General features: G+C 59.6%; 25 protein-coding genes. 14 read left to right on the top strand and 11 right to left on the bottom strand.

All coding sequences use genetic code 11. The features are described from left to right. Window positions 1-8: 8 nt before the first annotated feature. Genes lptA through SERRSCBI_RS20840 form a run of 5 tightly spaced genes read right to left on the bottom strand, consistent with a single transcriptional unit; the run spans window position 9 to window position 3,641 of the window. Window positions 9-545, bottom strand: a complete 537-nt coding sequence (lptA, locus tag SERRSCBI_RS20860; RefSeq protein WP_042785436.1) for a lipopolysaccharide ABC transporter substrate-binding protein LptA — start codon at window positions 543-545, stop codon at window positions 9-11. Continuing rightward, the gene (gene lptC, locus SERRSCBI_RS20855) at window positions 514-1,092 is read right to left on the bottom strand and encodes an LPS export ABC transporter periplasmic protein LptC (RefSeq protein ID WP_042785435.1); all 579 of its coding nucleotides are present in this window, start codon (window positions 1,090-1,092) and stop codon (window positions 514-516) included. Before lptC ends, lptA begins: the two co-directional genes overlap by 32 nt. Then, window positions 1,089-1,643 carry a 3-deoxy-manno-octulosonate-8-phosphatase KdsC gene (gene kdsC, locus SERRSCBI_RS20850; protein WP_004937049.1) on the bottom strand — a complete coding sequence of 185 codons (555 nt, stop codon included), beginning with the start codon at window positions 1,641-1,643 and terminating at the stop codon, window positions 1,089-1,091. Before kdsC ends, lptC begins: the two co-directional genes overlap by 4 nt. A gap of 17 nt (window positions 1,644-1,660) precedes the next feature. After that, the gene (kdsD, locus tag SERRSCBI_RS20845) at window positions 1,661-2,647 is read right to left on the bottom strand and encodes an arabinose-5-phosphate isomerase KdsD (protein WP_033651252.1); all 987 of its coding nucleotides are present in this window, start codon (window positions 2,645-2,647) and stop codon (window positions 1,661-1,663) included. Window positions 2,648-2,663: 16 nt separating this feature from the next. After that, window positions 2,664-3,641: a calcium/sodium antiporter gene (locus SERRSCBI_RS20840; RefSeq protein WP_033644493.1), complete on the bottom strand. Its 978-nt coding sequence runs from the start codon at window positions 3,639-3,641 to the stop codon at window positions 2,664-2,666. 301 nt (window positions 3,642-3,942) lie between these two features. On the opposite strand from SERRSCBI_RS20840, the gene mlaF reads away from it, so the two are divergent. From mlaF to murA, 7 genes are all read left to right on the top strand, one after another. After that, window positions 3,943-4,758 carry a phospholipid ABC transporter ATP-binding protein MlaF gene (mlaF, locus tag SERRSCBI_RS20835; protein WP_033644494.1) on the top strand — a complete coding sequence of 272 codons (816 nt, stop codon included), beginning with the start codon at window positions 3,943-3,945 and terminating at the stop codon, window positions 4,756-4,758. Between the two features lie 4 nt (window positions 4,759-4,762). Continuing rightward, a complete protein-coding gene (gene mlaE, locus SERRSCBI_RS20830) occupies window positions 4,763-5,545 on the top strand; it encodes a lipid asymmetry maintenance ABC transporter permease subunit MlaE (protein WP_042785434.1) in 783 nt (260 codons plus the stop codon). Window positions 5,546-5,549: 4 nt separating this feature from the next. Then, the gene (gene mlaD, locus SERRSCBI_RS20825; protein WP_042785433.1) at window positions 5,550-6,098 is read left to right on the top strand and encodes an outer membrane lipid asymmetry maintenance protein MlaD; all 549 of its coding nucleotides are present in this window, start codon (window positions 5,550-5,552) and stop codon (window positions 6,096-6,098) included. 14 nt (window positions 6,099-6,112) lie between these two features. After that, window positions 6,113-6,742: a phospholipid-binding protein MlaC gene (mlaC, locus tag SERRSCBI_RS20820; RefSeq protein WP_033644498.1), complete on the top strand. Its 630-nt coding sequence runs from the start codon at window positions 6,113-6,115 to the stop codon at window positions 6,740-6,742. Further along, complete coding sequence (gene mlaB / locus SERRSCBI_RS20815; RefSeq protein ID WP_033644499.1) at window positions 6,742-7,044, top strand: lipid asymmetry maintenance protein MlaB; 303 nt, start codon at window positions 6,742-6,744, stop codon at window positions 7,042-7,044. The genes mlaC and mlaB overlap by 1 nt, the downstream gene beginning before the upstream one ends. 140 nt (window positions 7,045-7,184) lie before the next feature. Next, window positions 7,185-7,439: a BolA family iron metabolism protein IbaG gene (gene ibaG, locus SERRSCBI_RS20810; RefSeq protein ID WP_025304370.1), complete on the top strand. Its 255-nt coding sequence runs from the start codon at window positions 7,185-7,187 to the stop codon at window positions 7,437-7,439. A gap of 55 nt (window positions 7,440-7,494) precedes the next feature. Next, window positions 7,495-8,754, top strand: a complete 1,260-nt coding sequence (gene murA, locus SERRSCBI_RS20805) for a UDP-N-acetylglucosamine 1-carboxyvinyltransferase (protein WP_019453131.1) — start codon at window positions 7,495-7,497, stop codon at window positions 8,752-8,754. A 70-nt stretch (window positions 8,755-8,824) separates the two neighbouring features. On the opposite strand, the gene degS is transcribed toward murA, so the two are convergent. From degS to zapG, 3 genes are all read right to left on the bottom strand, one after another. After that, window positions 8,825-9,883: an outer membrane-stress sensor serine endopeptidase DegS gene (degS, locus tag SERRSCBI_RS20800; protein WP_042785432.1), complete on the bottom strand. Its 1,059-nt coding sequence runs from the start codon at window positions 9,881-9,883 to the stop codon at window positions 8,825-8,827. 88 nt (window positions 9,884-9,971) lie between these two features. Next, the gene (degQ, locus tag SERRSCBI_RS20795) at window positions 9,972-11,342 is read right to left on the bottom strand and encodes a serine endoprotease DegQ (protein ID WP_042785431.1); all 1,371 of its coding nucleotides are present in this window, start codon (window positions 11,340-11,342) and stop codon (window positions 9,972-9,974) included. Window positions 11,343-11,515: 173 nt separating this feature from the next. Further along, window positions 11,516-11,917, bottom strand: a complete 402-nt coding sequence (gene zapG / locus SERRSCBI_RS20790; protein WP_004937074.1) for a Z-ring associated protein ZapG — start codon at window positions 11,915-11,917, stop codon at window positions 11,516-11,518. A gap of 231 nt (window positions 11,918-12,148) precedes the next feature. Here zapG and zapE point away from each other — a divergent pair, with 231 nt between their 5' ends. The 5 genes from zapE (at window position 12,149) to sspB (ending at window position 15,860) form a co-directional block, all read left to right on the top strand. Further along, on the top strand, window positions 12,149-13,276 hold the full coding sequence (zapE, locus tag SERRSCBI_RS20785) for a cell division protein ZapE (protein ID WP_042785429.1): 1,128 nt from the start codon (window positions 12,149-12,151) through the stop codon (window positions 13,274-13,276). 274 nt (window positions 13,277-13,550) lie between these two features. Next, a complete protein-coding gene (gene rplM / locus SERRSCBI_RS20780) occupies window positions 13,551-13,979 on the top strand; it encodes a 50S ribosomal protein L13 (RefSeq protein ID WP_004937079.1) in 429 nt (142 codons plus the stop codon). 15 nt (window positions 13,980-13,994) lie between these two features. Then, window positions 13,995-14,387 carry a 30S ribosomal protein S9 gene (gene rpsI, locus SERRSCBI_RS20775; protein ID WP_004937080.1) on the top strand — a complete coding sequence of 131 codons (393 nt, stop codon included), beginning with the start codon at window positions 13,995-13,997 and terminating at the stop codon, window positions 14,385-14,387. A 325-nt stretch (window positions 14,388-14,712) separates the two neighbouring features. After that, window positions 14,713-15,354 carry a stringent starvation protein SspA gene (gene sspA, locus SERRSCBI_RS20770; protein WP_004937082.1) on the top strand — a complete coding sequence of 214 codons (642 nt, stop codon included), beginning with the start codon at window positions 14,713-14,715 and terminating at the stop codon, window positions 15,352-15,354. Window positions 15,355-15,359: 5 nt separating this feature from the next. After that, a complete protein-coding gene (gene sspB / locus SERRSCBI_RS20765; RefSeq protein ID WP_025304365.1) occupies window positions 15,360-15,860 on the top strand; it encodes a ClpXP protease specificity-enhancing factor in 501 nt (166 codons plus the stop codon). Between the two features lie 61 nt (window positions 15,861-15,921). Here sspB and SERRSCBI_RS20760 read toward each other — a convergent pair whose 3' ends face one another. The 3 genes from SERRSCBI_RS20760 to gltB form a co-directional block, all read right to left on the bottom strand. Then, window positions 15,922-16,401, bottom strand: coding sequence for a hypothetical protein (locus tag SERRSCBI_RS20760; protein WP_025304364.1), 480 nt, complete (start codon window positions 16,399-16,401; stop codon window positions 15,922-15,924). A gap of 163 nt (window positions 16,402-16,564) precedes the next feature. Continuing rightward, complete coding sequence (locus tag SERRSCBI_RS20755; RefSeq protein WP_042785428.1) at window positions 16,565-17,983, bottom strand: glutamate synthase small subunit; 1,419 nt, start codon at window positions 17,981-17,983, stop codon at window positions 16,565-16,567. A 14-nt stretch (window positions 17,984-17,997) separates the two neighbouring features. Further along, window positions 17,998-22,458, bottom strand: coding sequence for a glutamate synthase large subunit (gene gltB, locus SERRSCBI_RS20750; protein ID WP_042785427.1), 4,461 nt, complete (start codon window positions 22,456-22,458; stop codon window positions 17,998-18,000). Between the two features lie 692 nt (window positions 22,459-23,150). Here gltB and SERRSCBI_RS20745 point away from each other — a divergent pair. Together SERRSCBI_RS20745 and arcB are read left to right on the top strand one after the other, a co-directional pair. Next, window positions 23,151-24,089, top strand: coding sequence for a TIGR01212 family radical SAM protein (locus SERRSCBI_RS20745; protein WP_042785426.1), 939 nt, complete (start codon window positions 23,151-23,153; stop codon window positions 24,087-24,089). 92 nt (window positions 24,090-24,181) lie between these two features. Continuing rightward, window positions 24,182-26,521 (top strand): aerobic respiration two-component sensor histidine kinase ArcB, encoded by a 2,340-nt coding sequence (gene arcB / locus SERRSCBI_RS20740; RefSeq protein ID WP_033644509.1) that lies wholly within the window; start codon window positions 24,182-24,184, stop codon window positions 26,519-26,521. Window positions 26,522-26,711: the final 190 nt, after the last annotated feature.

Below are 26,711 nucleotides of genomic sequence, written 5' to 3'. Positions count from 1 at the left end.
GTGATTAGTTACTCTTTTTTTGTCCCGTTTTTGTCTTGCAACTGCGACGGTACCAGAACCGTTGTCACGCGTTTGCCTTTGTCGCTAAACGCCTGCATTTGCTGCTGTTGCACCAGATAGGTGATGCGATCGCCTTTCACGTTGCTGTCGAGCTGCTCCAGATAGGCGTTGCCCGTCAGGGTCACCAGCTGGGTCGCCACGTCGTAACGCACTTTCTGCGCGTGGCCTTTGACCGGCTTGCCGCTGTCCTGCATCTGGTAGAAGGTTACCGGGTTGCCGAACGCTTCAATATAGGTCTTATTCTGATCTCCGCCCGGACGGGTGACCACCACCTTGTCAGCGCGGATATCGATGGTGCCCTGTTTGATCACCACGTTGTCAGTAAAGGTGCTGACGTTGCTTTGCATATCCAACGACTGCTTGAGCGAGTCGATGCTGACCGGCTGGCTGGAGTCGGATTTCAGCGCCAGAGCAGGGGCGCTGGCGGCCAAAACTAAGCTGCCGATCAACAGATTACGGAGTTGGTTTTTGGTTCTGGATTTCATAGTTGGTCTTAACCTTATCAATCAGCTCAGCGGTTTTGGTCCGCAGGTTCCCACGCATTTTCATGCCGTTAGAGGTAAAATTGGTCCCGTAAAGCGTGACTTCGTCATCGGAGGTGACGTCCTGGGTGACCAGGTTTACCTGAGCGTTGTCCGTCTTAATTTTTTCCAGCTGCGAGGTGGTGGTCAGGCTGTTTACCTCGACGTGGCCATACAGATACAGCATCCGGTCTTTCGTCAGTTTGGCGCGATCGGCGCGAACTGACCAGGTGGCCACCGCATTCTCGTCGAACAGCGTCATCACCGGCTGGGTGAACCAGCTCAGCTCGCCGGCGGTGTAATACTTCGCGTCTTCCGCCACCAGCTTATAATTCAGTTTACCGGCCGGATTGTACACCACGGTGACCGTGTGCTGGCTCTGGTAGGTCGGATCCTGAGCGTTAGCCGGGCCAGGAGCCGTATCGTCGCTGAAGTCCGTCATGTTCCAGCCGATCAGCGCCAGAACGATCACCGTCAACAGGATGGTGATCCAAAGTTTGGTTTTACTCATATCGACAGCCCTTTGGCGTCCTCCAGCTTATTTTGAGCCAAAAGAATGATGTCGCACAGTTCGCGCACCGCGCCGCGGCCGCCGGCAATGCGGGTGACGTAGTGGGCTCGCGGCGTCAGCAGCGGATGAGCGTCTGCGACCGCGACCGCCAGGCCCACCTGCGCCATCACCGGCCAGTCGATCAGGTCATCGCCGATATAGGCGACCTGATCCGCCGTTAACGACAGTTTATCCAACAGTTCGCGGAAGGCCAAAAGCTTATCGGATTGCCCCTGATACAGATGGGTGATGCCGAGCGTTTGCGCGCGGTCTTCCAGCAGCCTGGCGGAGCGACCGGTAATGATCGCCACCTCGATGTCGGAGGTTTTCAGACAGCGGATGCCGTAACCGTCGCGCACGTTGAACGCCTTCAATTCTTCACCGTTGTTGCCCATGAAGATCAGGCCGTCTGACAGTACGCCGTCAACATCGCAAATCAACAGGCGGATGTTCCCGGCACGCGCCATAACCTCTTGTTCTACCGGCCCGTAGCAGGTTTCTACCATACCCATTCCGTTCTATTCCTTAATTAAACGACGCCGGCGCGCAGCATGTCATGCATATGTACCACACCCAGCAACTGGTCGCCATCGGCAACCAGCAGCGCGGTGATGTGGCGTTGCTGCATCAGATTCAGCGCATCGACCGCCAGGAGGTTGGGACGCACCCGCACGCCGCCCGGCGTCATGACATCGGCGATCTTGGCTTCGTGCAGGTTGATGCCCATATCGAACACCCGGCGCAGGTCGCCATCGGTAAAGATGCCGGCGATTTTCATCAGATCGTCGCAGATCACCGTCAGACCCAGATTTTTGCGGGTGATTTCCAGCAGCGCGTCGCGCAATGAGGCGTCGGCGCTGACGTGGGGCATTTCGTCGCCGCTGTGCATGATATCGCTAACCCGCAGCAGCAGCTTGCGGCCGAGTGCGCCGCCCGGATGCGACAGCGCGAAATCTTCCGGCGTGAAACCGCGCGCCTTCAGCAGCGCGACGGCCAGCGCATCGCCCATCACCAGCGTGGCGGTGGTGCTGGTGGTCGGCGCCAGCCCCAGCGGGCAGGCTTCCTGCGGCACCTTGATACACAGGTGGATGTCCGCCGCCTTGCCCATCGAACTTTCCGGATTGTTGGTCATGCAGATGAGGGTGATCCGCTGCCGTTTCAACACCGGGATCAGCGCCAGGATCTCGCTGGACTCACCGGAGTTGGAGATGGCGAGCACGATATCCTGCGCAGTGACCATGCCCAAATCGCCATGGCTGGCTTCCGCCGGGTGCACGAAGAATGAGGGGGTGCCGGTGCTGGCGAAGGTCGCGGCGATCTTGCAGCCGATATGGCCGGATTTACCCATGCCCATCACCACCACTTTTCCGCCGCAGGTGGCGATCGTTTCGCAGGCGCGGGTGAAGTCTGCGTTGATGTAGCTGTCGAGCTGAGCCAGCCCGTCACGCTCTATCTGAAGCACTTCTTTGCCGGCCTGTTGAAAATCGAAGCCCGGTTGCAACTCAATGTTCGACATACTCATTCCCGTCGGTTTAGCCGAAAGTACTGAAAGGGTTAAAGAACAGCACCGCAAGATACGCAATAAAGCCGCATAATAACAGCGCGCCGGCCAGGTGGCCGATGCGGTGTTTGCGGCCGATGCACAGCACGCTCAGCAGCACGCTGGCCGCCAGCATCACCCAGTAATCGCGCTGGAAGGCGGCGGCGTCCACGCTGCCCGGCGACAGCAGGGCGGGGACGCCCAGCACGATCACCGTGTTGAAAATATTGGAGCCGATGATATTGCCAATCGCCATATCATCTTCGCCCTTTAATGCTCCGGCGATGGACGTGGCCAGCTCGGGCAGGCTGGTGCCGATGGCGATAATGGTCAAGCCGACCACCAGTTCGCTCAGGCCGAAATAGTGCGCGATCACCGTCGCGTTATCGACCACCATTCTGGAAGAGAGCGGCAGAATGATAAACGCCAGCACCAGCCACAGCACCGCTACGGTATTGCTGCTGTCCTGCGGCAGTTCAGCGATCTGCTCCATGGTCAGGCTGTCGCTGCCCTCGCGCTGCGCCAGCCGGGCGATTTTCAGCATCAGCAGGATGAAACCGGCGGCGGCGGTCAGCAGCAGCACGCCGTCCAGCCTGCTCAGGGTGCCGTCCATCAACACGAAACCGCACAATACTGTGACCGCTAACATCAGCGGCAGTTCGCGCCGCAGTATTTCCGATCGTGCAGCCAGCGGGTGAATCAGCGCTGCGACGCCCAGGATCAATAAAATGTTGGTGATGTTGGAACCTAATACGTTGCCAACGGCCATATCTATCTGCCCGTTCAGCGCGGCGGTGGTGGACACGATCAGCTCCGGCAGTGAAGTGCCGATGCCGACGATGGTCATGCCGATGATCAACGGCGGCACGCCAAGCGAACGGGAAATCACGGCAGCACCATAAACTAAGCGGTCTGCACCATACACCAGTAGAAATAAACCAACGATTAATAATGCTATTGCGAGAAACATGCAGGGTCCTTTGTCGGGTATTATCCCGGTTCGTTGGTTAAAGCCGTCAATGCGGCGGTATTGCTTGCCCTCCGGTGCGTGCGCTTGAGCGCAGCAACGGTTTTTCCCGGCTAATTGTTGAACACTTTCGTTTTTTTCGTTATGGCGCCAATTTTGACCGGGTGGCGCGGAAAAGTAAAACCAATGGCATCATTGGTTGCGAAATGGCAGTAAGTTTTTGTAAAGATGAGACGGATTGCGCCCATTGCTTTAACATCACGGGTAGATTCAGCAAAAGATGAGTCGTAAAGGGTCCATTAACATGCTCCAAAAGGCAGATAATTTGGTCGAAGTGCGCGACATGAGCTTCTCGCGCGGCGACCGGCGGATATTTGAAGACATCAACCTGACGGTGCCTCGCGGTAAGATCACGGCGATCATGGGGCCGTCGGGCATCGGCAAAACCACGCTGCTGCGTCTGATCGGCGGTCAGCTGACGCCGGACCGCGGGGAGATTTGGTTTGACGGCGACAACATTCCCGCATTGTCCCGCCGTCAGTTGTACGACGCGCGCAAAAAGATGAGCATGCTGTTCCAGTCGGGCGCGCTGTTCACCGATTTGACCGTATTCGAAAACGTGGCCTACCCGTTGCGTGAGCACAGCAACCTGCCTGAGCCCCTGCTGCGCAGCACGGTGCTGATGAAGCTGGAAGCGGTCGGGCTGCGCGGCGCGGCGCAGCTGATGCCCAATGAACTCTCCGGCGGCATGGCGCGCCGGGCGGCGTTGGCGCGCGCGATCGCGCTGGATCCGGAAATGATCATGTTCGACGAACCTTTCGTCGGCCAGGATCCGATCACCATGGGGGTGCTGGTCAAGCTGATCGACGAGTTGAACCATGCGCTGGGCATTACCTGCATCGTGGTGTCGCACGACGTGCCGGAGGTGCTGAGCATCGCCGACTACGCCTATATCGTGGCCGATCACCGGGTGATTGCCGAAGGCACCACGCAGCAATTGCAGAACAATCCTGATGCGCGCGTGCGCCAGTTCCTGGATGGTATAGCGGATGGACCGGTGCCGTTCCGCTATCCGGCCGGGGATTATCAGACTGAACTGCTAGGCTTAGGGAGTAAATAAGCTCATGTTATTAAGAGCGTTAGCGTCTCTGGGGCGCAGTGGCATCAACACCAGCGCCAGCTTCGGCCGCGCCGGGTTGATGCTGTTCAACGCATTGATTGGCCGGCCGGAACCCGGCAAGCAGTGGCCGCTGTTGTTGAAACAGCTTTACAGCGTCGGCGTGCAGTCGCTGCTGATCATCATGGTTTCCGGGCTGTTTATCGGCATGGTGCTGGGCCTGCAGGGGTATATCGTGCTTACCACCTACAGCGCTGAAGCCAGCCTCGGCATGATGGTGGCGCTGTCGCTGCTGCGCGAGCTGGGGCCGGTGGTGACGGCGCTGCTGTTCGCCGGCCGCGCCGGTTCCGCGCTCACGGCGGAAATCGGCCTGATGAAGGCGACGGAACAGATCTCCAGCCTGGAAATGATGGCGGTCGATCCGCTGCGGCGCATCGTGGCGCCGCGTTTCTGGGCGGGGATGATCAGCATGCCGCTGCTGACCATCATCTTCGTGGCGATCGGCATTTGGGGCGGCTCGGTGGTCGGCGTGGATTGGAAGGGCATCGACAGCGGCTTCTTCTGGTCGGCGATGCAAGGCGCCGTAGAGTGGAAAAAAGATCTGCTTAACTGCCTGCTCAAGAGCGTGGTGTTCGCCATTACCGTAACCTGGATTGCCATTTTCAACGGGTATGACGCCGTGCCTACCTCTGAAGGGATTAGCCGGGCGACGACGCGTACCGTGGTGCATTCGTCACTGGCGGTGTTGGGATTGGATTTCGTGCTGACCGCACTGATGTTTGGGAATTGATTCGATGCAAACGAAGAAGAGTGAAATCTGGGTTGGGGCATTCATGCTGATCGCGCTGTGCGCCATCGTGTTTATCTGCCTGCAGGTGGCGAACCTTAAATCGCTCGGCAGCGAGCCGACCTACCGCGTTTACGCGACGTTCGACAATATCGGCGGCCTGAAACCGCGTTCGCCGGTGAAGATCGGCGGCGTGGTGATCGGCCGCGTGGCGGACATCGAACTCGATCCGAAAACCTACACGCCGCGCGTGGCGCTCGATATCCAGAAAAAGTACGACGAAATCCCGGATACCAGCTCGCTGGCGATCCGCACCTCCGGCCTGCTGGGCGAGCAATATCTGGCGCTTAACGTGGGCTTCGAAGATCCTGATATGGGCACCACCATTCTGAAAGATGGCGGCACCATCCAGGACACTAAATCAGCCATGGTTCTGGAAGATCTGATCGGCCAGTTCCTGTATAAAAGCGGCGGTCAGGACAGCGCCAAACCGGGAGACGCGGCCGCTGAGCCGGCTGCCGGCGCTGCACCGCAACCCGCTGTTCCAAATCATTAAGAGAGGATACCTGCATGTTTAAACGTTTACTGATGGTGGCTCTGCTGGTGGTTGCGCCGCTGGCGAGCGCAGCCGACCAAACCAATCCTTACAGCATGATGCAAGACGCGGCGCAGAAGACCTTCAGCCGTTTGAAGAACGAACAGCCGAAGATCAAGCAGGACCCGAACTACCTGCGCTCCATCGTGCATCAGGAACTGATGCCGTTCGTGCAGGTGAAATACGCCGGCGCGCTGGTGCTGGGCCGTTACTACAAAGATGCGACGCCTGCGCAGCGCGAAGCTTACTTCACCGCTTTCCAGGCTTACTTGGAGCAGGCTTACGGCCAGGCGCTGGCGATGTACCACGGCCAGACTTACCAGATCGCGCCTGAACAGCCGCTGGGCAACGCCGACATCGTGGCCATTCGCGTCACCATCATCGACAACGGCGGCCGCCCGCCGGTGCGTCTGGATTTCCAATGGCGCAAGAACAGCAAAACCGGCTACTGGCAGGCGTATGACATGATCGCCGAAGGCGTCAGCATGATCACCACCAAGCAAAACGAGTGGGCGTCTACGCTGCGTACTCAGGGCATCGACGGCCTGACCAAACAGCTGCAGGCCGCTGCCGCGCAGCCAATCTCGCTGGACAAGAAAAACTGATGTCGGCAGCGCTCAGCTTCGAATCAGAGCAGCAGACGCTGATCCTGCGCGGTGAACTGGACCGTGAAACGCTGCTGCCGTTGTGGCGGCAGCGCGACGCGCTGATGGCGGATAAAACCGCGATCGACGTGGCGCAACTGCAGCGCGTGGACTCCTCCGGGCTGGCGCTGTTGCTGCATCTGCAGGAAGAGCAGCGCCAACGTGGCGTCGCGCTAAAAATTTTCGGCGTCACCGAGCGTCTGAAAACGCTGATCGCGCTCTACAACCTGCAGGCGATAATGCCTGTCGATACCGCCGGTTAGCGGCGTTTTACACCGCCTTTGCGTGGTTAAACGATACAAAGCCCCTGTTATGCAGGGGCTTTTTCTTTAGTTTAAGAAAACATCGTATTCCACTAAGATACTAGGCTGTTTATGATCCTTTAGCGGCAGAACTGGATACTATGGAAACCAACGAGATTAAAGACGTGCTGATGCAGGCATTGGCACTGGATGAAGCGCACGTGACGGGCGACGGCAGCCATTTTCAAGCGATCGTGGTCGGCGAACTGTTCGCCGGCATGAGCCGCGTCAAAAAACAGCAGACGGTTTACGCACCGCTGATGGAATACATTGCGGACAACCGCATTCATGCCTTGTCTATCAAGGCGTACACCCCTGAAGAGTGGCAGCGAGACCGCAAACTCAACGGATTTTAAGGCTGTTTGCCCTGCCGGGCGGGCAGCTTCAGATTAGATAACAGAGAGTAGTCAGATGGATAAATTTCGTGTGCAGGGTCGGACCCGCCTGAGCGGTGAAGTGTCTATTTCCGGGGCCAAAAACGCCGCCCTGCCGATCCTGTTCGCCGCCCTGTTGGCGGAAGAACCGGTCGAGCTGCAGAATGTCCCCAAGCTGAAGGACATCGATACCACCATTAAACTGCTCAGCCAGTTGGGCACCAAGATTGAGCGCAACGGTTCGGTCTTCGTGGACGCCAGCGGCGTGAACGAGTTTTGCGCGCCTTACGATCTGGTGAAAACCATGCGCGCTTCCATCTGGGCGCTGGGGCCGCTGGTGGCACGTTTCGGCCGCGGTCAGGTTTCCCTGCCGGGCGGCTGCGCGATCGGCGCGCGTCCGGTCGATCTGCACATCACCGGCCTGGAGCAGTTGGGGGCCGAGATCAAGCTGGAAGAAGGTTACGTCAAGGCGTCCGTCGATGGCCGTCTGAAAGGCGCGCACATCGTGATGGACAAGGTGAGCGTGGGCGCGACCGTGACCATCATGAGCGCCGCGACCCTGGCGACCGGCACGACCGTTATCGAGAACGCCGCGCGTGAGCCGGAAATTGTCGATACCGCCAACTTCCTCAATACGCTGGGCGCGAAGATCAGCGGCGCAGGCAGCGACAAGATCACCATCGAGGGCGTCGAGCGTCTGGGCGGCGGCGTGTATCGCGTGCTGCCTGACCGTATCGAGACCGGTACCTTCCTGATCGCCGCCGCGGTTTCCGGCGGCAAAGTGATGTGCCGTAACACCCGTCCGGATACGCTGGATGCGGTGCTGGCCAAACTGCGTGAAGCCGGTGCCGATATCGAAGTGGGCGAAGACTGGATCAGCCTGGACATGCACGGCAAGCGCCCGAAAGCGGTCACCGTGCGCACCGCGCCGCACCCGGGCTTCCCGACCGACATGCAGGCCCAGTTCAGCCTGTTGAACCTGGTGGCGGAAGGCACCGGCGTTATCACCGAGACCATCTTCGAAAACCGCTTCATGCACGTGCCGGAATTGATCCGCATGGGGGCGCACGCGGAAATCGAGAGCAACACCGTGATCTGCCATGGCGTTGAACAGCTGTCCGGTGCTCAGGTGATGGCGACCGATCTGCGCGCTTCCGCCAGCCTGGTGATCGCCGGCTGCATCGCCGACGGCGTGACCGTCGTCGATCGCATCTACCATATTGATCGCGGCTATGAGCGTATTGAAGACAAGCTGCGCGCGCTGGGTGCGAACATCGAGCGTGTGAAAGGCGAGTAAGGCATTAACGCCGGCGCGGCTGCGTCGGCAGGATGAAAATCAAAGGGCCGGCTATCAATGCCGGCCTTTTTTAATTGCTGTCTTCCGGGAATTCACCCACCGTCATTTTCAACGTAATGCGCTTGCCGTCACGGAGCACGATAACCGGTATCTCGGTGCCCGGTCTGATCTCCGCCACCTGATCCATGGTCTCCAGCACGGACACCGCCGGTTTGTTATCCACGTTGATGATGATGTCGTTGATCTGGAAGCCGGCGTTGCTCGCCGGGCCGTTTGGCGTAATCTCGGTCACGATGATGCCTTGAAGGCGATCGATGCCGGAATTGGACGAGCGCAGCGGAATGATCTCTTTGCCCTGAATGCCGAAATAGCCGCGGATGACGCGGCCGTCGCGGATCAGCTTGTCCATGATTTTGGTGGCCAGTTCGATCGGAATGGCGAAGCCGAGGCCCTCCGGCGTTTCGCCGTCGGTAATTTTGTCATAGGTCAGGGTGTTTATGCCGATCAGCTCGCCCAGCGAGTTGACCAGCGCGCCGCCGGAGTTGCCGCGGTTGATGGAGGCGTCGGTCTGCAGGAACGTCTGTCGGCCGGTGGTGCTCATACTGATGCGGCCGGTGGCGCTGAGGATGCCCTGTGTGACGGTCTGCCCCAGGTTATAGGGGTTGCCGATCGCCAGCACCACGTCGCCGACATGGGCAACGCGATTTTTATTGGTCGGGATCACCGGCAAATTGCCGGGATCGATCTTCAGCACCGCCAAATCGGTCAGGCCGTCCGAGCCGACCAACAGCGCTTCGTAGCGGCGGCCATCCTGCAACACCACGGTGATCTGCTGAGCGTCTTTGATCACGTGGCGGTTGGTGATGATATAGCCGCGTTCATTCATGATCACGCCGGAACCGAGCGACAGCACGTTGGCGGCGCCGTTCAGGTTGCGGTTGTAAATGTTCACCACGGCGGGCGCGGCGCGGCGCACCGCTTTGTTGTAGCTCACTGGCGTTTCGTCGCTGGTGCTCTCAGGTTTGTCTGCAAACAGGCCGTTGGAAGAACGCAGCATGGGCAGTGCGGCCAACAGCAGGCCGGCAACGATGAGACCGATAACGACAGAACGCAAGAGCTTAGCAAACATGGAGTTTTCGTGGTGTGGTGAACGATGTTCGGAGGATAGCATGAGTTAACCGGGCGCAGTATGTCACCGAGCCCGGTTTTTGCACAAATTAACGCAGCAGCAGATAAATGGTTTCGTTGCCGCGCACGATATTGAGCGCCATCACCGGTGGCTTGGCCTCCAGCACTTTACGCAGCGTGGTGATGTTGTCCACGCGCTGACGGTTGACGCCGATGATCACGTCGCCTTTCTGCAGGCCGATCTGCGCCGCCGTTGACCCTTTATCCACGTTCTCCACCTTCACGCCCTTGTCGCCGTTCGGCAACGCGGCATTGCTGAGGGAAACCCCCTGCAGCGCCGGCGACAGCGTTTCGGCGTTGGTCGAGGCGCTCTCGCTGTTGTCCAGCGTGACCGAGACTTCCTGCGGTTTGCCATCGCGCAGCAGGCCCACCTTGAGGGTTTTGCCCGGCGCGGTGGTGCCGACTTTGGCGCGCAGTTCGGCGAAGCTGCTCACCGGTTTACCGTCGACGGAGACCAGGATATCCCCGGCCTTGATGCCCGCCTTGGCGGCGGCGGATTTCGGCAGCACTTCGCTGACGAAGGCGCCGCGCTGCGCGTCGGTGTTGAAGGCTTTGGCCATATCCGGGGTCATTTCGCTGCCCTTGATGCCCAGCAGGCCGCGTTTCACTTCGCCGAATTCAATCAGCTGCTGGCTCAGGTTCTGCGCCATATTGCTCGGAATGGCGAAACCGATGCCGACGTTGCCGCCGCTCGGCGCCAGAATGGCGGTATTGATGCCGATCAGCTCGCCGTTCAGGTTAACCAGTGCGCCGCCGGAGTTGCCGCGGTTGATGGAGGCGTCGGTCTGAATGAAGTTTTCCAGCCCTTCCAGATTCAGGCCGGAGCGGCCCAGCGCCGAGATAATGCCGGAAGTGGCGGTTTGGCCCAGGCCAAACGGGTTGCCGACCGCGACGGCAAAGTCGCCGACGCGCAGCTGATCGGAATCGGCCATCTTGATGGCGGTCAGGTTTTTGGTGTCGCTGAGCTGCAGCAGGGCGATGTCGGATTGCTCATCGCGGCCGACCAGCTTGGCGTCCAGCTCGCGACCGTCGTTCAACTGCACGCGGATTTTATCGGCATTGTTGATGACGTGGTTGTTGGTCAGCACATAGCCTTTGGCGGCGTCGATGATCACGCCGGAACCCAGCCCTTCAAACGGACGGGAGCTTTGCTGCTGGCCGGGGAAGTTAGGGCCGAAGAAGCGTCTGAACTCTTCCGGCAGTTGTTGACGCTGCACCTGAGTGCCGGCGACATGCACGCTCACTACGGCGGGCAAGACTTTTTCCAGCATCGGCGCCAGGCTCGGCAGCGGCTGCCCCTGAACGGCGACGGGCAGGGCCGCGTTGGCCACCTGTACGGAGCTGAGCGTCAGGCCGAGGCTCATTGCCAATGCACTAAGAATTAAAGACTTTTTCTTCATTGATTATAACTCTCTCAATACCTGCCGATGAAAATTTGATGATAAGGCAATCACCTTGTCATAGTGAAGGGTAAGACCGTGAATTTGCGTGCAAAGTTCAGTAAAGGTAATGCGAGGGAAGGTCAAGACGGTAAACGGAGGAAGCCCGCGGGTGGCCCCGCGGGCGAAGGGGGTCAGTCGCGGCGCGCGCTTTGCCCGCGCAGCAGGCCGGAGGCGCCTTCCGAATAGTCGCGCGGCATTTCCACCGGCGCTTGATCGTTGTCTGCTTCCGCTTCGGTCAGGCGATAGCGGAACGGATTTTCCTGCATCGGCAGATCCGGCAGCAGGTTGTTCGAGCTTTTCGCCATGTGCTGATACAGCTGACGATAATCGCGCGCCATGTTGTCCAGCAGCTCGGCGCTGCGGGCAAAGTGGCCGACCAGCTCCTGACGGTACTCTTCCAGCTCGGTTTTGCTCTTGTCCAACTCGTTCTGCAGGACTTGTTGTTGACGTAATTTACGGTTGCCAAAACGCATCGCCACCGCACCAATCACGATACCGACGACCAAACCAATCAGCGCATACTCCCAGGTCATGATGACTCCTATTTTGACTTCGTTGTTCCGCAGGGATTTTTCACTTAATAATATCCACTATAACCGTTAACCTTGTCCGAGTGGAATCCTGATGCGCTTCCACCTAATTTTTACAGGGTTTTCAGCGGCGCCCGCAGCGGGCATTTGTGGCGATAACGGTGCGAATCGGCATCAACTTGCCGCCAACGTTGGCTAAATAATTTCTAAGCGTTCTTAGGGAACATCGAACAGATGCAGGCACTATCACCGTTATCTCGCTACCAGCAGGCGCTGGATGCGGGGGAATATCAGGCCGATGAGGTTCAACGCCGGGCCGTCACTCAACTGGATCGCATTTATCAGGCTCTGTTGCAAAAGCCGGCGGCGAGCGCGCCTGCCGGCGGGCTGTGCGGTAAGCTCAGCCGCTTGCTGGGCAAGGGCGGCGACACGGCACCGCAGCGCCCGGTGCAGGGGCTGTATATGTGGGGCGGCGTCGGGCGCGGCAAAACCTGGTTGATGGATATGTTCTTCCACAGTTTGCCGGGCGATCGCAAAATGCGTCTGCACTTTCACCGCTTCATGCTGCGGGTGCATGAAGAGCTGACCGAGTTGCAGGGGCGGGAAAACCCGTTGGAAATCGTCGCCGACGGCTTTAAGGCCGAGACCGACGTGCTGTGTTTCGACGAATTCTTCGTGTCCGACATCACCGACGCCATGCTGCTGGCCACGCTGCTGCAGGCGCTGTTCGCGCGCGGCATCACGCTGGTGGCCACGTCGAACATCCCGCCGGACGATCTGTACCGCAACGGTCTGCAGCGGGCGCGTTTCCTGCCGGCCATCGATCTGATCAACGAGTACTGCGACGTGATGAACGTCGACGCCGGCATCGACTATCGTCTGCGTACCCTGACCCAGGCGCACCTCTACCTGACGCCGCTGAGCGACCAGACGCGCGAGACGCTGGATCGGATGTTCGTCAAGCTGGCGGGCAAGGCGGGGGAGGACGCGCCGGTGCTGCAGATCAACCATCGGCCGCTGCAGGCTATCCGTTCGGTGGACGGCGTGCTGGCGGTGGATTTCCACACGCTGTGTGAAGAGGCGCGCAGCCAACTGGACTACATCGCGCTGTCGCGGCTGTATCACAGCGTGATCCTGTATAATGTGCGGGTGATGGGGCCGCTGAAAGAGAATACCGCGCGCCGTTTCCTGGCGTTGGTGGACGAATTCTACGAGCGGCACATCAAGCTGGTGATCGGCGCCGAAGCGTCGATGTTCGAGATCTATCAGGGGGTGCAGCTGAAATTTGAATTCCAGCGCTGCCTGTCGCGCCTGCAGGAAATGCAGAGCGAAGAGTACCTCAAGCTGCCGCATTTGCCCTGAGTCTGCCGGGCTTGCCGCCGCCGTATCGCCGGTTGTCCGCCGCCGGCGATAAATTTATTTTCCATTCAAAAACCGTTCGATCTTTGTGAGCGACTTCTCTATAATCTTGCGACCCCACGTTACAACAAAGTTTTTTTCCCAAAAACTTTATAGTGCCGGCAATGGCTATTCGAAGGGGTAGGTTTGCTGGACTTGTATGGTCGTGTGAGCCTCAACTGTTTTCGAGCGTTTGGGTGTTCACCAACGTGTAACTAATTATTGGGTAAGCTTTCTAATGAAAACTTTTACAGCTAAACCAGAAACCGTAAAACGCGACTGGTATGTTGTTGATGCAGATGGTAAAACTTTAGGCCGTCTCGCTACTGAACTGGCTCGTCGCCTGCGCGGCAAGCATAAAGCGGAATACACCCCGCACGTGGATACCGGTGATTACATCATCGTTCTGAACGCTGACAAAGTTGCTGTAACCGGCAACAAGCGTACAGACAAAGTGTACTACCACCACACCGGCCACATCGGTGGTATCAAGCAAGCGACCTTTGAAGAGATGATTGCCCGCCGTCCTGAGCGCGTGATTGAAATCGCGGTTAAAGGCATGCTGCCAAAGGGCCCGCTGGGTCGTGCTATGTTCCGTAAACTGAAAGTTTACGCGGGCACCGAGCACAATCACGCGGCACAGCAACCGCAAGTTCTGGACATTTAATCGGGATTAATGGCAATGGCTGAAAATCAATACTACGGCACTGGTCGCCGCAAAAGCTCCGCCGCTCGCGTCTTCATCAAGCCGGGCAACGGTAACATCGTTATCAACCAGCGCAGCCTGGAACAGTACTTCGGTCGCGAAACTGCCCGCATGGTAGTTCGTCAGCCGCTGGAACTGGTCGACATGGTTGGCAAACTGGATCTGTACATCACCGTTAAAGGTGGTGGTATCTCCGGTCAAGCTGGCGCCATCCGTCACGGTATCACCCGTGCACTGATGGAGTACGATGAGACTCTGCGTTCTGAACTGCGTAAAGCTGGCTTCGTCACCCGTGACGCTCGTCAGGTTGAACGTAAGAAAGTCGGTCTGCGTAAAGCACGTCGTCGTCCGCAGTTCTCCAAGCGTTAATTTCCGCTGCTTCGGCAGTGCGATTTACGCAAAAAACCCGGTGCTTCACCGGGTTTTTTTATGCCTGAAATCCGCCTTCCCCGACTAAAATCTGTGGCATATCAGACAATTCAACATGAATTCGCCGCAGCGCCCCCACAAAACAAGCAAAATCTGGTAAACTATCACCCACTTTTGCGCCTGTTCGCCGTGCAGTTGACCTCCTGGGCCGGTTTTTTATGGGTTCGGGTCGCGCTGCGTGCTGCCGGCCTGCGGCAAGATTATTCAGGATAGCAGCCTGTCAGTTGGCTATTCGCAGTATTTTCTAGATAACTTGGAGGTTTTCATGGCTGTCGCTGCCAACAAACGTTCGGTAATGACGCTGTTCTCTGGCCCGACCGACATTTTTAGCCATCAAGTACGCATCGTACTGGCGGAGAAAGGTGTCAGCGTCGAGATCGAGCAGGTCGAAATGGATAACCTGCCGCAAGATCTGATTGACCTCAACCCTTACCAGACGGTGCCTACGCTGGTCGATCGCGAACTGACCCTGTATGAATCCCGCATCATCATGGAATACCTGGATGAGCGCTTCCCGCACCCGCCGCTGATGCCGGTTTACCCGGTTGCCCGTGGTGAGAGCCGTCTGATGATGCTGCGCATCGAGAAGAACTGGTACTCGCTGATGGACAAGATCGAGAAGAGCAGCGGTCAGGAAGCAGAATCCGCCCGCCGCCAGCTGCGTGAAGAGCTGCTGGCGATCGCGCCTATTTTCGGCCAGGCGCCGTATTTCATGAGCGAAGAGTTCAGCCTGGTGGATTGCTACCTGGCACCGCTGTTGTGGCGTCTGCCGCAGCTGGGCATCGAGTTGAGCGGCGCCGGCTCCAAAGAGTTGAAAGGCTACATGACCCGCGTCTTCGAACGCGACGCTTTCCTGGCTTCCCTGACCGAAGCCGAGCGTGAAATGCGCCTGCAAACCCGGGGCTAAGCGCGATGGACATGTCTCAGATGACGCCGCGTCGCCCGTATCTGCTGCGGGCGTTCTACGACTGGCTGCTGGATAACCAGCTGACGCCGCACCTGGTGGTCGACGTGACTCGCCCTGATGTTCAGGTGCCGATGGAGTTCGCGCGCGATGGCCAGATCGTGTTGAATATCGCGCCGCGCGCGGTAGGCAACCTGGCGTTGGGCAACGAAGACGTGCAGTTCAACGCGCGCTTCGGCGGCGTGCCGCGCCAGGTTTCGGTGCCGATGGCCGCCGTGCTGGCGATTTATGCGCGTGAGAACGGCGCCGGCACGATGTTTGAACCGGAAGCCGCCTACGATGAAAGCGAAGGCGTGTTCGAAGGTTTGGACAATGAGACGATCCCTTCGGAAACGTTGATGTCGGTGATCGACGGCGATCGCCCGGATACCGCGGAAGATGACGGCCCGGACGACGAACCGCCGCAGCCGCCACGCGGTGGCCGACCGGCGCTGCGTGTGGTGAAATAAGCCCGCGTGAACAAACGAAAAAGCACCCCGTGGGGTGCTTTTTTTGCCCGGACGAAGCGGATCAGCCTTTCAAGGCGGCAATGCAGGCATCGCGCGGCGCGCTGAGATCGCCTACGCGCACGGTGGACAGCGCGTGGGCTGCACGCTCACGGAAGCTGGTGATGGCGGTGTCGCCTTGCACTTCCGGCGGCGCGGTGCAGATGTCATTGAGCGGCAGATCGTTGCCTTTGTTGAGCGCCTGCAATACCGCCGCCGGGTTGTAGATCAGGGCGGCGGAGAGGGCAGATTTAATGCCGGCGGTAAATCCGGCATTGCCGCCGCCGGCCAGCTTGGGCGCCAGGGCAATCCAGTTGTCGTCCCCCAACCGGATACTGTTTTCCACGGCGCTGAACTGCCCGGCCTTGCCCAACTGCGCCACGACCGGCCGCGCGCCGCGCGCTTCGATATTGTAACCGACCTCCTGCGAATCCAGCGCCAGGGCTGAGGCGCTGAAACTGACGGCCAGTAGTGCGCCGGCCAACAGGGAAATGGAGCATTTCATGTTCGCTATCCTTATCTCGGTGTCAGGCGCAGCCGCGCCCTGCAATGGTGCTAACTCAATACTATAGCGCGTTGAGGCAGTGAGGAGGGGGAGGTTGTTACAAAGCGTGGCCGGTTAAAACAAAGGCCCGGCAATGTGCCGGGCCTTTGGCGGTACGGAAGGTTTACACTTCCAGGTAGTTCATGATGCCGTCTGCCGCTTTGCGGCCTTCGGCGATCGCCGTCACCACCAGGTCGGAGCCACGCACCGCGTCGCCACCGGCGAAGATTTTCGGGTTGCTGGTCTGGAATGCGTTGTCGCTGCCTTCCGGCGCCACGATGCGGCCCTGTTTATCGAGCTGCACGTCGTGCGCCGCCAGCCAGTCCATGCGGTGTGGGCGGAAGCCGAACGCCATCACCACCGCGTCGGCGTCGATCACGTGCTCGGAACCCGGCACCTGCTCCGCCGTCTGGCGGCCGTTGGCATCCGGCGCACCCAACTGAGTGCGCACCATTTTCACCCCGGCCACGCGGCCGGCGCTGTTCAGTTCGATGCTCAGCGGCTGCAGGTTGAACTGGAAGTCCACCCCTTCTTCCCGGGCGTTCTTCACTTCGCGCTTGGAGCCCGGCATGTTGGCCTCGTCGCGGCGGTAGGCGCAGGTGACCTGCGTCGCGCCCTGACGCACCGAGGTGCGCACGCAGTCCATGGCGGTATCGCCGCCGCCCAGCACCACCACCCGTTTGCCTTCCATGCTGACATAAGGCTCGTGCTGCTCGGTTTCATACCCCATCAACTGCTTGGTGTTGGCGATCAGGAACGGCAGCGCGTCGTACACGCCCTGCGCATCCTCATTCTCCAGCCCGCCACGCATCGATTGATAGGTGCCGACGCCGAGGAACACCGCATCGTACTCGCTCAGCAAAGTCTCCATGCTGACGTCTTTGCCCACTTCGGTATTCAGCTGGAACTCAATGCCCATCTCGCTGAAGATGCCGCGGCGTTTGACCATCACTTCCTTTTCCAGCTTGAAGGCCGGGATGCCGAAGGTCAGCAGACCGCCGATCTCAGGATGACGATCATACACCACCGCTTTGACGCCGTTGCGGGTCAGCACGTCAGCGCAGGCCAGCCCGGCAGGGCCGGCACCGACGATCGCCACGCGCTTGCCGGTCGGCTGCACGTGCGACATGTCCGGCTTCCAGCCCATTTCGATGGCCTTATCGCTGATGTAACGCTCGATATTGCCGATGGTGACCGCGCCGAACTCGTCGTTCAGGGTGCAAGACCCCTCGCACAGGCGATCCTGCGGGCATACGCGGCCGCACACCTCCGGCAGGCTGTTGGTCTGATGCGCCAGGTCCGCCGCTTCCATGATGCGGCCTTCGTTGGCCAGCTTCAGCCAGTTCGGGATGTAGTTGTGCACCGGGCACTTCCACTCGCAATACGGGTTGCCGCAGGACAGACAGCGGTCCGCCTGGGCTTTGGCCTGGGTTTCCGAAAACGGTTCGTAGATCTCGACGAACTCGATTTTGCGGATCTTCAGCGGTTTCTTAGGCGGATCAACACGCTGCAGGTCGATAAATTGATAAACGTTCTGGCTCATTAATGACCTACCTCTTACTGCGCCTGCACCCGCAGCTCGGCTGCGGAACGGCTACGGTGACCCAACAGCGCTTTGACATCGCTGGACTTCGGTTTGACCAGGGCGAACTTCGGCGCCCACTCCGGCCAGTTGGCCAGGATCTCTTCCGCGCGGGAAGAGCCGGTCGCCTGCACGTGTTCGGTGATCAGGCCGCGCAGATGCTCCTCATGGATCGCCAACTGATCGACATCCAGCACTTCCACCAGCTCCGGGTTCACGCGCTTGCGAAACTCGCCGTCTTCGTCCAGCACGTAGGCGAAGCCGCCGGTCATGCCGGCGCCGAAGTTGATGCCGGTTTTACCCAGCACGCAGACGATGCCGCCGGTCATGTATTCGCAGCCGTTGTCGCCGATGCCTTCCACCACGGTGATGGCGCCGGAGTTGCGCACCGCGAAACGCTCGCCCGCGCGGCCGGCGGCGAACAGCTTGCCGCCGGTGGCGCCGTACAGGCAGGTGTTGCCGACGATGCTGGCTTCATGGCTGCGGAAGGCGGAGCCGATCGGCGGACGCACCGCGATGCTGCCGCCGGCCATGCCTTTGCCGACATAGTCGTTGGCGTCGCCGGTCAGGGTCAGCTCGACGCCGCCGGCGTTCCAGACGCCGAAGCTCTGCCCGGCGGTGCCGGAGAAGTGCGCCTTGATCGGATCGGCCGCCATGCCCTGATCGCCGTGCACGTTGGCGATAGCGCCGGACAGCATGGCGCCCACGGAGCGGTCAGTGTTGCGAATGTCGAAGTAGAAGGTTTTACCCTGTTTCGCTTCGATATGCGGCTGCGCCTGCGCCAGCAGCTCTTTGTTCAGCAGGCCCTTGTCGAACGCCGGGTTGCTGCTTTCGGTGCAGTACACCGCTTTGCCCGGATGCGGCGTGGCGGTTTTCAGCAGCGGCGACAGATCCAGCTTGTTCTGCTTGGCGGAAATGCCGTCCAGCTCGGTCAGGAACTCGGTGCGGCCGATCAGATCCACCAACTGGCTCACGCCCAGTTGCGCCATGATCTCGCGGGTTTCACGCGCGATAAACTGGAAGTAATTCGTCACGCGTTCCGGCAGGCCGTGGTAGTGATCGCGGCGCAGCTTGTCGTCCTGCGTCGCGACGCCGGTCGCGCAGTTGTTGAGGTGGCAGATGCGCAGGTATTTGCAGCCCAGCGCCACCATCGGCCCGGTGCCGAAGCCGAAGCTTTCCGCGCCCAGGATCGCCGCTTTGACGATGTCCACGCCGGTTTTCAGGCCGCCGTCCACCTGCAGGCGGATCTTGTGGCGCAGACCGTTGGCCACCAGCGCCTGCTGGGTTTCCACCAGGCCCAGTTCCCATGGGCAGCCGGCATATTTCACCGAGGACAGCGGGCTGGCGCCGGTGCCGCCGTCGTAACCGGCGATGGTGATCAGATCGGCATAGGCTTTCGCCACGCCGGTGGCGATGGTGCCGACGCCCGGCTCGGACACCAGTTTCACCGAGATCACCGCCTTCGGGTTGACCTGCTTCAGATCGAAGATCAGCTGCGCCAGATCCTCGATCGAGTAGATGTCGTGGTGCGGCGGTGGGGAGATCAGCGTCACGCCCGGCACCGAGTAACGCAGTCTGGCGATGTACGGGGTGACTTTGTCGCCCGGCAGCTGGCCGCCTTCGCCCGGCTTGGCGCCTTGCGCCACCTTAATCTGGATCACGTCGGCGTTCACCAGGTAGGCCGGCGTTACGCCGAAGCGGCCGGAGGCCACCTGTTTGATGCGCGACACCTTGTTGGTGCGGTAGCGCGCCGGATCTTCGCCGCCTTCGCCGGAGTTGGAGAAGCCGCCGAGGCCGTTCATGGCGATCGCCAGCGATTCGTGCGCTTCCGGGCTCAGCGCGCCGATCGACATCGCCGCCGTGTCGAAGCGTTTGAACAGCGATTCCGCCGGTTCGACCTGATCGACCGGGATCGGTTCGCCTTTCGGCGTGATGGCCAGCAGATCGCGCAGCATGGCGACCGGCCGCTCGTTCACCAGCTTGGCGTAAGCCTGATAGTCGCTGTACTCGCCGCTGTGTACCGCTTTTTGCAGCGAGTTCACCACGTCCGGGTTGTAGGCGTGGTATTCGCCGCCGTGCACGAATTTCAGCAGGCCGCCTTGCTCCAGCGGTTTGCGTTTCAGCCAGGCGCGCTTGGAAAGGTTCTGCAGATCCTGCTGGAAATCGCTGAAGCTGGCGCCGCCGATGCGGCTGACCACGCCCTGGAAGCACAGATCCGCCAGATCGCGGTGCAGGCCGACCGCTTCGAACAGCTTGGAGCAGCGGTAAGAGGCGATGGTCGAAATGCCCATCTTGGACATGATCTTGTACAGACCTTTATTGATGCCGTTGCGGTAGTTCAGCATCACGTCGCGGTATTTCTTGTCGATCGCCTGGCTGTCCACCAGCTTGGCCAGGGTTTCATAGGCCAGGTACGGATAGATGGCGGTCGCGCCGAAGCCGAGCAGTACGGCGAAGTGGTGCGGATCGCGGGCGCTGGCGGTTTCAACGATCAGGTTGGCGTCGCAGCGCAGGCTTTTTTCCACCAGGCGGGTTTGCACGGCGCCGACTGCCATCGGAGCAGGCACCGGCAGGCGGCCGGGCGCGATGGCGCGGTCGGACAGCACCAACAGCACCGCGCCTTCGCGCACCTTACGTTCCGCTTCGTCGCACAGGGCGCGAATGGTCTGCTCCAGATCCTGCTGCTGCGGATCGAAGGTCAGATCGAGGGTCTCGGCGCGATAGTATTCGCCTTCCAGCGTGGTGAGCTGTTTGAAATCGGAGTACAGCAGGATCGGCGATTTGAAGCTCAGGCGGTGCGCCTGGCCTTCGGCTTCGCAGAACACGTTCATTTCACGGCCGATGCTGGTGGCCAGCGACATGACGTGCGCTTCACGCAGCGGATCGATCGGCGGATTGGTGACCTGCGCGAACTGCTGGCGGAAATAGTCGTAAACGATGCGCGGCCGGCTGGAGAGCACGGCGAACGGGGTATCGTCGCCCATCGAACCGGTGGCTTCCTGGCCAATTTCGCCCAGCACGCGGATCACCTGATCCAGCTCTTCACTGCTGTAGCCGAACTGTTTCTGATAGGTTTCGAGCTGCGCGTCGTCGAGCTCGCGGCTGCCGACCTGATCGTCCGGCAGATCTTCGAACGGCACCAGGCGTTTGACGTTTTTCTCCATCCACTCTTTATACGGGTGGCGGCTTTTCAGATCGTTGTCGGTTTCCGCCGAGTGCAGGATGCGGCCGCTGCGGGTGTCGATCACCATCAGCTCGCCGGGGCCGACGCGGCCTTTTTCCACCACTTCATCCGGCTGGTAATCCCAGATGCCGACTTCGGAGGCGCAGGTAATCAGCTTGTCTTTGGTGATCACGTAGCGCGCCGGGCGCAGGCCGTTGCGATCGAGGTTACAGGCGGCGTAGCGGCCGTCGGACATCACGATGCCGGCCGGGCCGTCCCACGGCTCCATGTGCATCGAGTTGAAGTCGAAGAAGGCGCGCAGATCGCCGTCCATGTCCGGGTTGTTCTGCCAGGCCGGCGGCACCAGCAGGCGCATGGCGCGGATGAGATCCATCCCGCCCGCCAGCAGCAGCTCCAGCATGTTGTCCAGCGAACTGGAGTCGGAGCCGGTTTCGTTGACGAACGGCGCGGCGGCCTGCAGATCCGGGATCAGCGGCGTTTGGAATTTATAGGTACGGGCACGCGCCCACTGGCGGTTGCCGGTGATGGTGTTGATTTCGCCGTTGTGCGCCAGGTAGCGGAACGGCTGCGCCAGCGGCCAGCGCGGCACGGTGTTGGTGGAGAAGCGCTGGTGGAACAGGCAAATGGCCGACTCCAGGCGCAGGTCCGCCAGATCGAGATAGAAGCGCGGCAGATCCGCAGGCATGCACAGGCCTTTATAGATCGTCACCAGGTTAGAGAAGCTGCAGACGTAGAAACTGTCGTCCTGCACGCGTTTCTCGATGCGGCGACGCGCCACGAACAGGCGGCGCTCCATATCACGCGGGCGCCAGCCGGCCGGGGCGTTAACGAAGATTTGCTCGATGCGCGGCAGGGAATATAGGGCGATTTCACCCAGCACGTCGGGGTTGGTCGGCACTTCGCGCCAGCCGACGATCGACAGCGTTTCGTTTTGCAGCTCTTCTTCCACGATGCGGCGGCTGAGGCGCGCTTCCTCTTCATTCTGGCTGAGGAACATCATGCCGACGGCGTAGTTCTTGGCCAAACGCCAGCCGCGCTCTTCCGCCACCATGCGGAAGAAGCGATCGGGTTTTTGCAGCAACAGGCCGCAGCCGTCGCCGGTCTTGCCGTCGGCGAGGATCGCGCCGCGGTGCTGCATGCGGGCCAGCGCGTGAATGGCGGTGCGCACCACCTTGTGGCTAGGTTCGCCTTCTATATGGGCGATCAGGCCGAAACCACAGTTGTCCCTCTCTTGGGATTTATCGTACAACATATCGTGAACCTCCCCAGGCTCTGCGTGACTCTCACAACCTACTGCGAGGGGGCTTCCCAATTTCAGGCAGAAGTCCAATCAGCAAGTTAACCCCGCCAATCTGCTTTTCCGCCCTCCATCAATGGCCTCTCGTGACGGTCTCACAAGTGGTATAGGACTTGTTTTAAGAGGGAGTCTTCAATTACTGCATAAATATGACGAGACGTTTGCCCGTCCAGAAAGCTTCCAGCGGACTTCCAACTTAGCGAGAAAGAATTCGCAGGTCAAATGTGGGCTTAAGATAGATTCTTATCGAATTAATGATGTTTATTTATTTGATAAATAAGTAATTTAATGCATTTTTGCACTATCGTGGGGCAACGCCGATCCCTGCAGAAGTGTGAGCTGTCTCACTGTAGTGCAACCCCTTAATCTCTGCACCATGCTAGTGCGGGGGGGTAATGTCAGAATTTTATTCTATAAGATATTGCTTAGCTGATGTTTATGACTATTTTTCACCGTGTTGTCATATTGCCGTTAACGGTTGCGTGACGATTAGAATAATTCATCAGAATTAGAGTGAATTGATTTGCGTTTATGGTGAATAGTTATGCCTGATGGCGCCTTGCGGGGAAAGCGTTGATCTCTGTCATCGCGGGAAAAACCGTTTCTTATTAGCATCGCGGCTTTGAACACAGAGAACCACCAAGATTATGCAGTTGCCGCAATTAGTCAATATGTTTGGCGCGGATCTCCAGCGCCGCTATGGCGAAAAGATCCATAAACTCACGCTGCACGGCGGATTCAGCTGCCCTAACCGCGACGGCACGTTGGGGCGCGGCGGCTGTACGTTCTGCAATGTCGCCTCGTTCGCCGATGAAGCGATGCAACGCCAAAGCATTGCCGAACAGCTGGCGCAGCAGGCCGCGCGGGCCGATCGGGCACGGCGCTATCTGGCCTATTTCCAGGCCTATACCAGCACCTATGCGGAGGTTGAACGGCTGGAGACGATGTATCGGCAGGCGTTGGCGCAGAGCGCCATGGTCGGTCTGTGCGTCGGCACCCGGCCGGACTGCGTGCCGCCCGCCGCGCTGGATCTGCTGACGGGATACCGCGAGCAAGGCTATGAAGTGTGGCTGGAGCTGGGGCTGCAGACGGCGCACGATAAAACGCTGAAGCGCATCAACCGCGGCCATGATTTTCGCTGTTATCAGCAGACTGCGCGACTGGCCCGGCAGCGCGGGCTGAAGGTGTGCTGCCATCTGATCGTCGGGCTGCCGGGAGAAACTCAGCGCGATCATCTGCTCACGCTGCAGCGGGTGACGGAGACCGGCGTGGATGGCATCAAACTGCATCCGCTGCACGTCGTCACCGGCAGTACCCTGGTGCGGGCGTGGCATGCCGGGAGGTTGCCCGAACTGGCGCTGGAAGCTTACGCCGCCAGCGCCGGGGAGATGATCCGCCATACGCCGGGCGAGGTGGTGTACCACCGTCTTTCCGCCAGCGCCCGTCGGCCGACGCTGCTGGCGCCGCTGTGGTGCGAAAACCGCTGGAGCGGCATGCAGGCGGTCGGCGCTTATCTGCAGCAATACGGCGGGCAGGGCAGCGCGCTGGATGAAAAGCGGCGCTACCGTCCCGGAATGCCGCTCTGAAGTGCAATCTTTGCCACACTTCGGCGTTTGCCGCCTTATCTCATCGCGGTTTTACGGTATGATTCAAAAGATTGTGTCTGATGGGAGCCGCTATGAAGCAAATCCGGGTGTTGGCCCAGTACTACGTTGATTTAATGGTGAAACTGGGGTTGGTGCGCTTCTCGCTGCTGCTGGCCTCGGCGCTGGTGGTGCTGGCGATGGTGGTGCAGATGGCGGTGACCATGCTGCTGCGCGGCGAAGTGGAAAGCATCGACGTGGTGCGTTCAATCTTCTTCGGTCTGTTGATCACCCCGTGGGCGGTCTACTTTCTCTCGGTGGTGGTGGAACAGCTGGAAGAGTCGCGCCAACGGCTGGCGCGGCTGGTGGACAAGCTGGAAGAGATGCGCCACCGCGATCTGGAGCTTAATCAGCAGCTCAAAGACAATATCAGCCAGCTGAATCAGGAGATCGCCGACCGTATCAAAGCGGAAGAAGAGCGCCTGCAGGTGATGGAAAAGCTGACGGAAGAGATGGAGCAGCGCGAGCAGGCGCAGATTGAGCTGGGCCAGCAATCGGCGCTGCTGCGTTCCTTCCTCGATGCCTCGCCGGATTTGGTCTACTACCGCAACGAAGACAAAGAGTTTTCCGGCTGTAACCGCGCGATGGAACTGCTGACCGGCAAAAGCGAGAAGCAGCTGATCGGCCTGACGCCGTTCGACGTCTACGGCCAGGAGATCGCCGAAAAGGTCATTGAGACCGACGAGAAGGTGTTCCGCCATAACGTCTCGCTGACCTACGAACAGTGGCTGGTGTATCCCGACGGCCGCAAAGCCTGTTTCGAGCTGCGCAAGGTTCCGTTTTACGACCGGGTGGGCAAACGCCACGGGCTGATGGGCTTCGGCCGCGATATTACCGAGCGTAAGCGCTACCAGGACGCGCTGGAGAACGCCAGCAGGGAGAAGACCACCTTTATCTCCACGATCAGCCACGAGCTGCGTACGCCGCTTAACGGCATCGTCGGCCTGAGCCGCATTTTGCTTGATACCGAGCTGAACGACGAGCAACTGAAATACCTGAAGACCATTCACGTCAGCGCCATCACCCTCGGCAATATCTTCAACGACATTATCGAAATGGACAAGCTCGAGCGGCGCAAGGTGCAGCTCGACAACCAGCCGGTGGACTTCACCGGTTTCCTGGCGGATCTGGAGAACCTCTCGGGCCTGCTGGCGCAGCCGAAAGGGCTGCAGTTCATCATGGAGCCGCAGACGCCGCTGCCGCAGCAGATCGTGACCGACGGCACGCGCCTGCGGCAGATCTTGTGGAATCTGATCGGCAACGCGGTGAAATTTACCCAGCAGGGGCAAATTGTGGTGCGCGTGCGGCGCGAGGCGCAGGAGAAGCTGGTGTTCGAAGTGGAAGACTCGGGCATGGGCATCCCGCAGGACGAGCAGGACAAGATCTTCGCCATGTATTATCAGGTGAAAGATCAGCGCGGCGGCCGTCCGGCCACCGGCACCGGCATCGGGCTGGCGGTCTCCAAACGGCTGGCGCAGAGCATGGGCGGCGACATTACCGTGCGCAGCGAACAAGGGCACGGTTCTTGCTTCACTTTGACCATCAAGGCGCCGGCGGTGCAGGAAGCCGTCAGCGCGGCGCCGGAGGAAGAGGAGCTGCCGTTGCCGGCGCTGCACATTCTGCTGGTGGAAGATATCGAACTGAACGTGATAGTGGCGCGCTCGGTGCTGGAGAAGCTGGGCAACAGCGTCGAGGTGGCGATGAACGGCCACGACGCGCTGGCGATGTTCGATCCGGACGAGTTCGATCTGGTGCTGCTGGACATCCAACTGCCGGACATGACCGGGCTGGATATCGCCCGGGCGCTGCGCGAGCGTTACGCCGGGCAGGCGCTGCCGCCGTTGGTGGCCCTGACCGCCAACGTGCTGAAAGACAAAAAAGAGTATCTCGAGGCGGGCATGGACGATGTGCTGAGCAAGCCGCTGTCGGTGCCGGCGCTGACCAAGGTCATCAAACACTATTGGGATCATCAACCTTCTCACACTTCTAAGAAAACGGAGCACAAGGCGATGCAGATTAATGAGTCGTTACTCGATACCGCGATGCTGGAGCAGTACATGGACCTGGTTGGCCCGCAGTTGATCCATCAAAGTCTGGAGATGTTCGAACAGATGATGCCGGGTTATCTGGCGGTGCTGGATTCCAATATGACGGCGCGCGATCAGAAAGGCATCACCGAGGAAGGGCACAAGATCAAGGGCGCCGCCGGTTCGGTCGGCCTGCGTCACCTGCAGCAGTTGGCGCAACAGATTCAAACGCCGACGCTGCCGGCCTGGTGGGATAACGTGCAGGACTGGGTAGATGAGCTGAAGCAAGAGTGGCGCAACGACGTGCAGGTACTGCGGGCTTGGGTAGAGAACGCTGAAAAAAAATGACCCCGACGTGAGCCGGGGTGCGCGAATATTGCGCCAACACCAGGGAAATTGTGAACCTGCGTATTGGTTTCAGTGTTCTGGTCGAGCAGGTTGTAGCGAATTCCTAAACATCATACAGCCAACAACATAGCAAATGTAAGCGCTCTTGTTAGAAGATTCATTAAAATGTGTGATGTAGATTAGTGTTTGT

The sequence above is a fragment of the Serratia sp. SCBI genome (genome assembly GCF_000747565.1).
GTDB classification, from domain to species: domain Bacteria; phylum Pseudomonadota; class Gammaproteobacteria; order Enterobacterales; family Enterobacteriaceae; genus Serratia; species Serratia ureilytica.
This window is presented reverse-complemented; position numbering and strand designations above follow the sequence as displayed.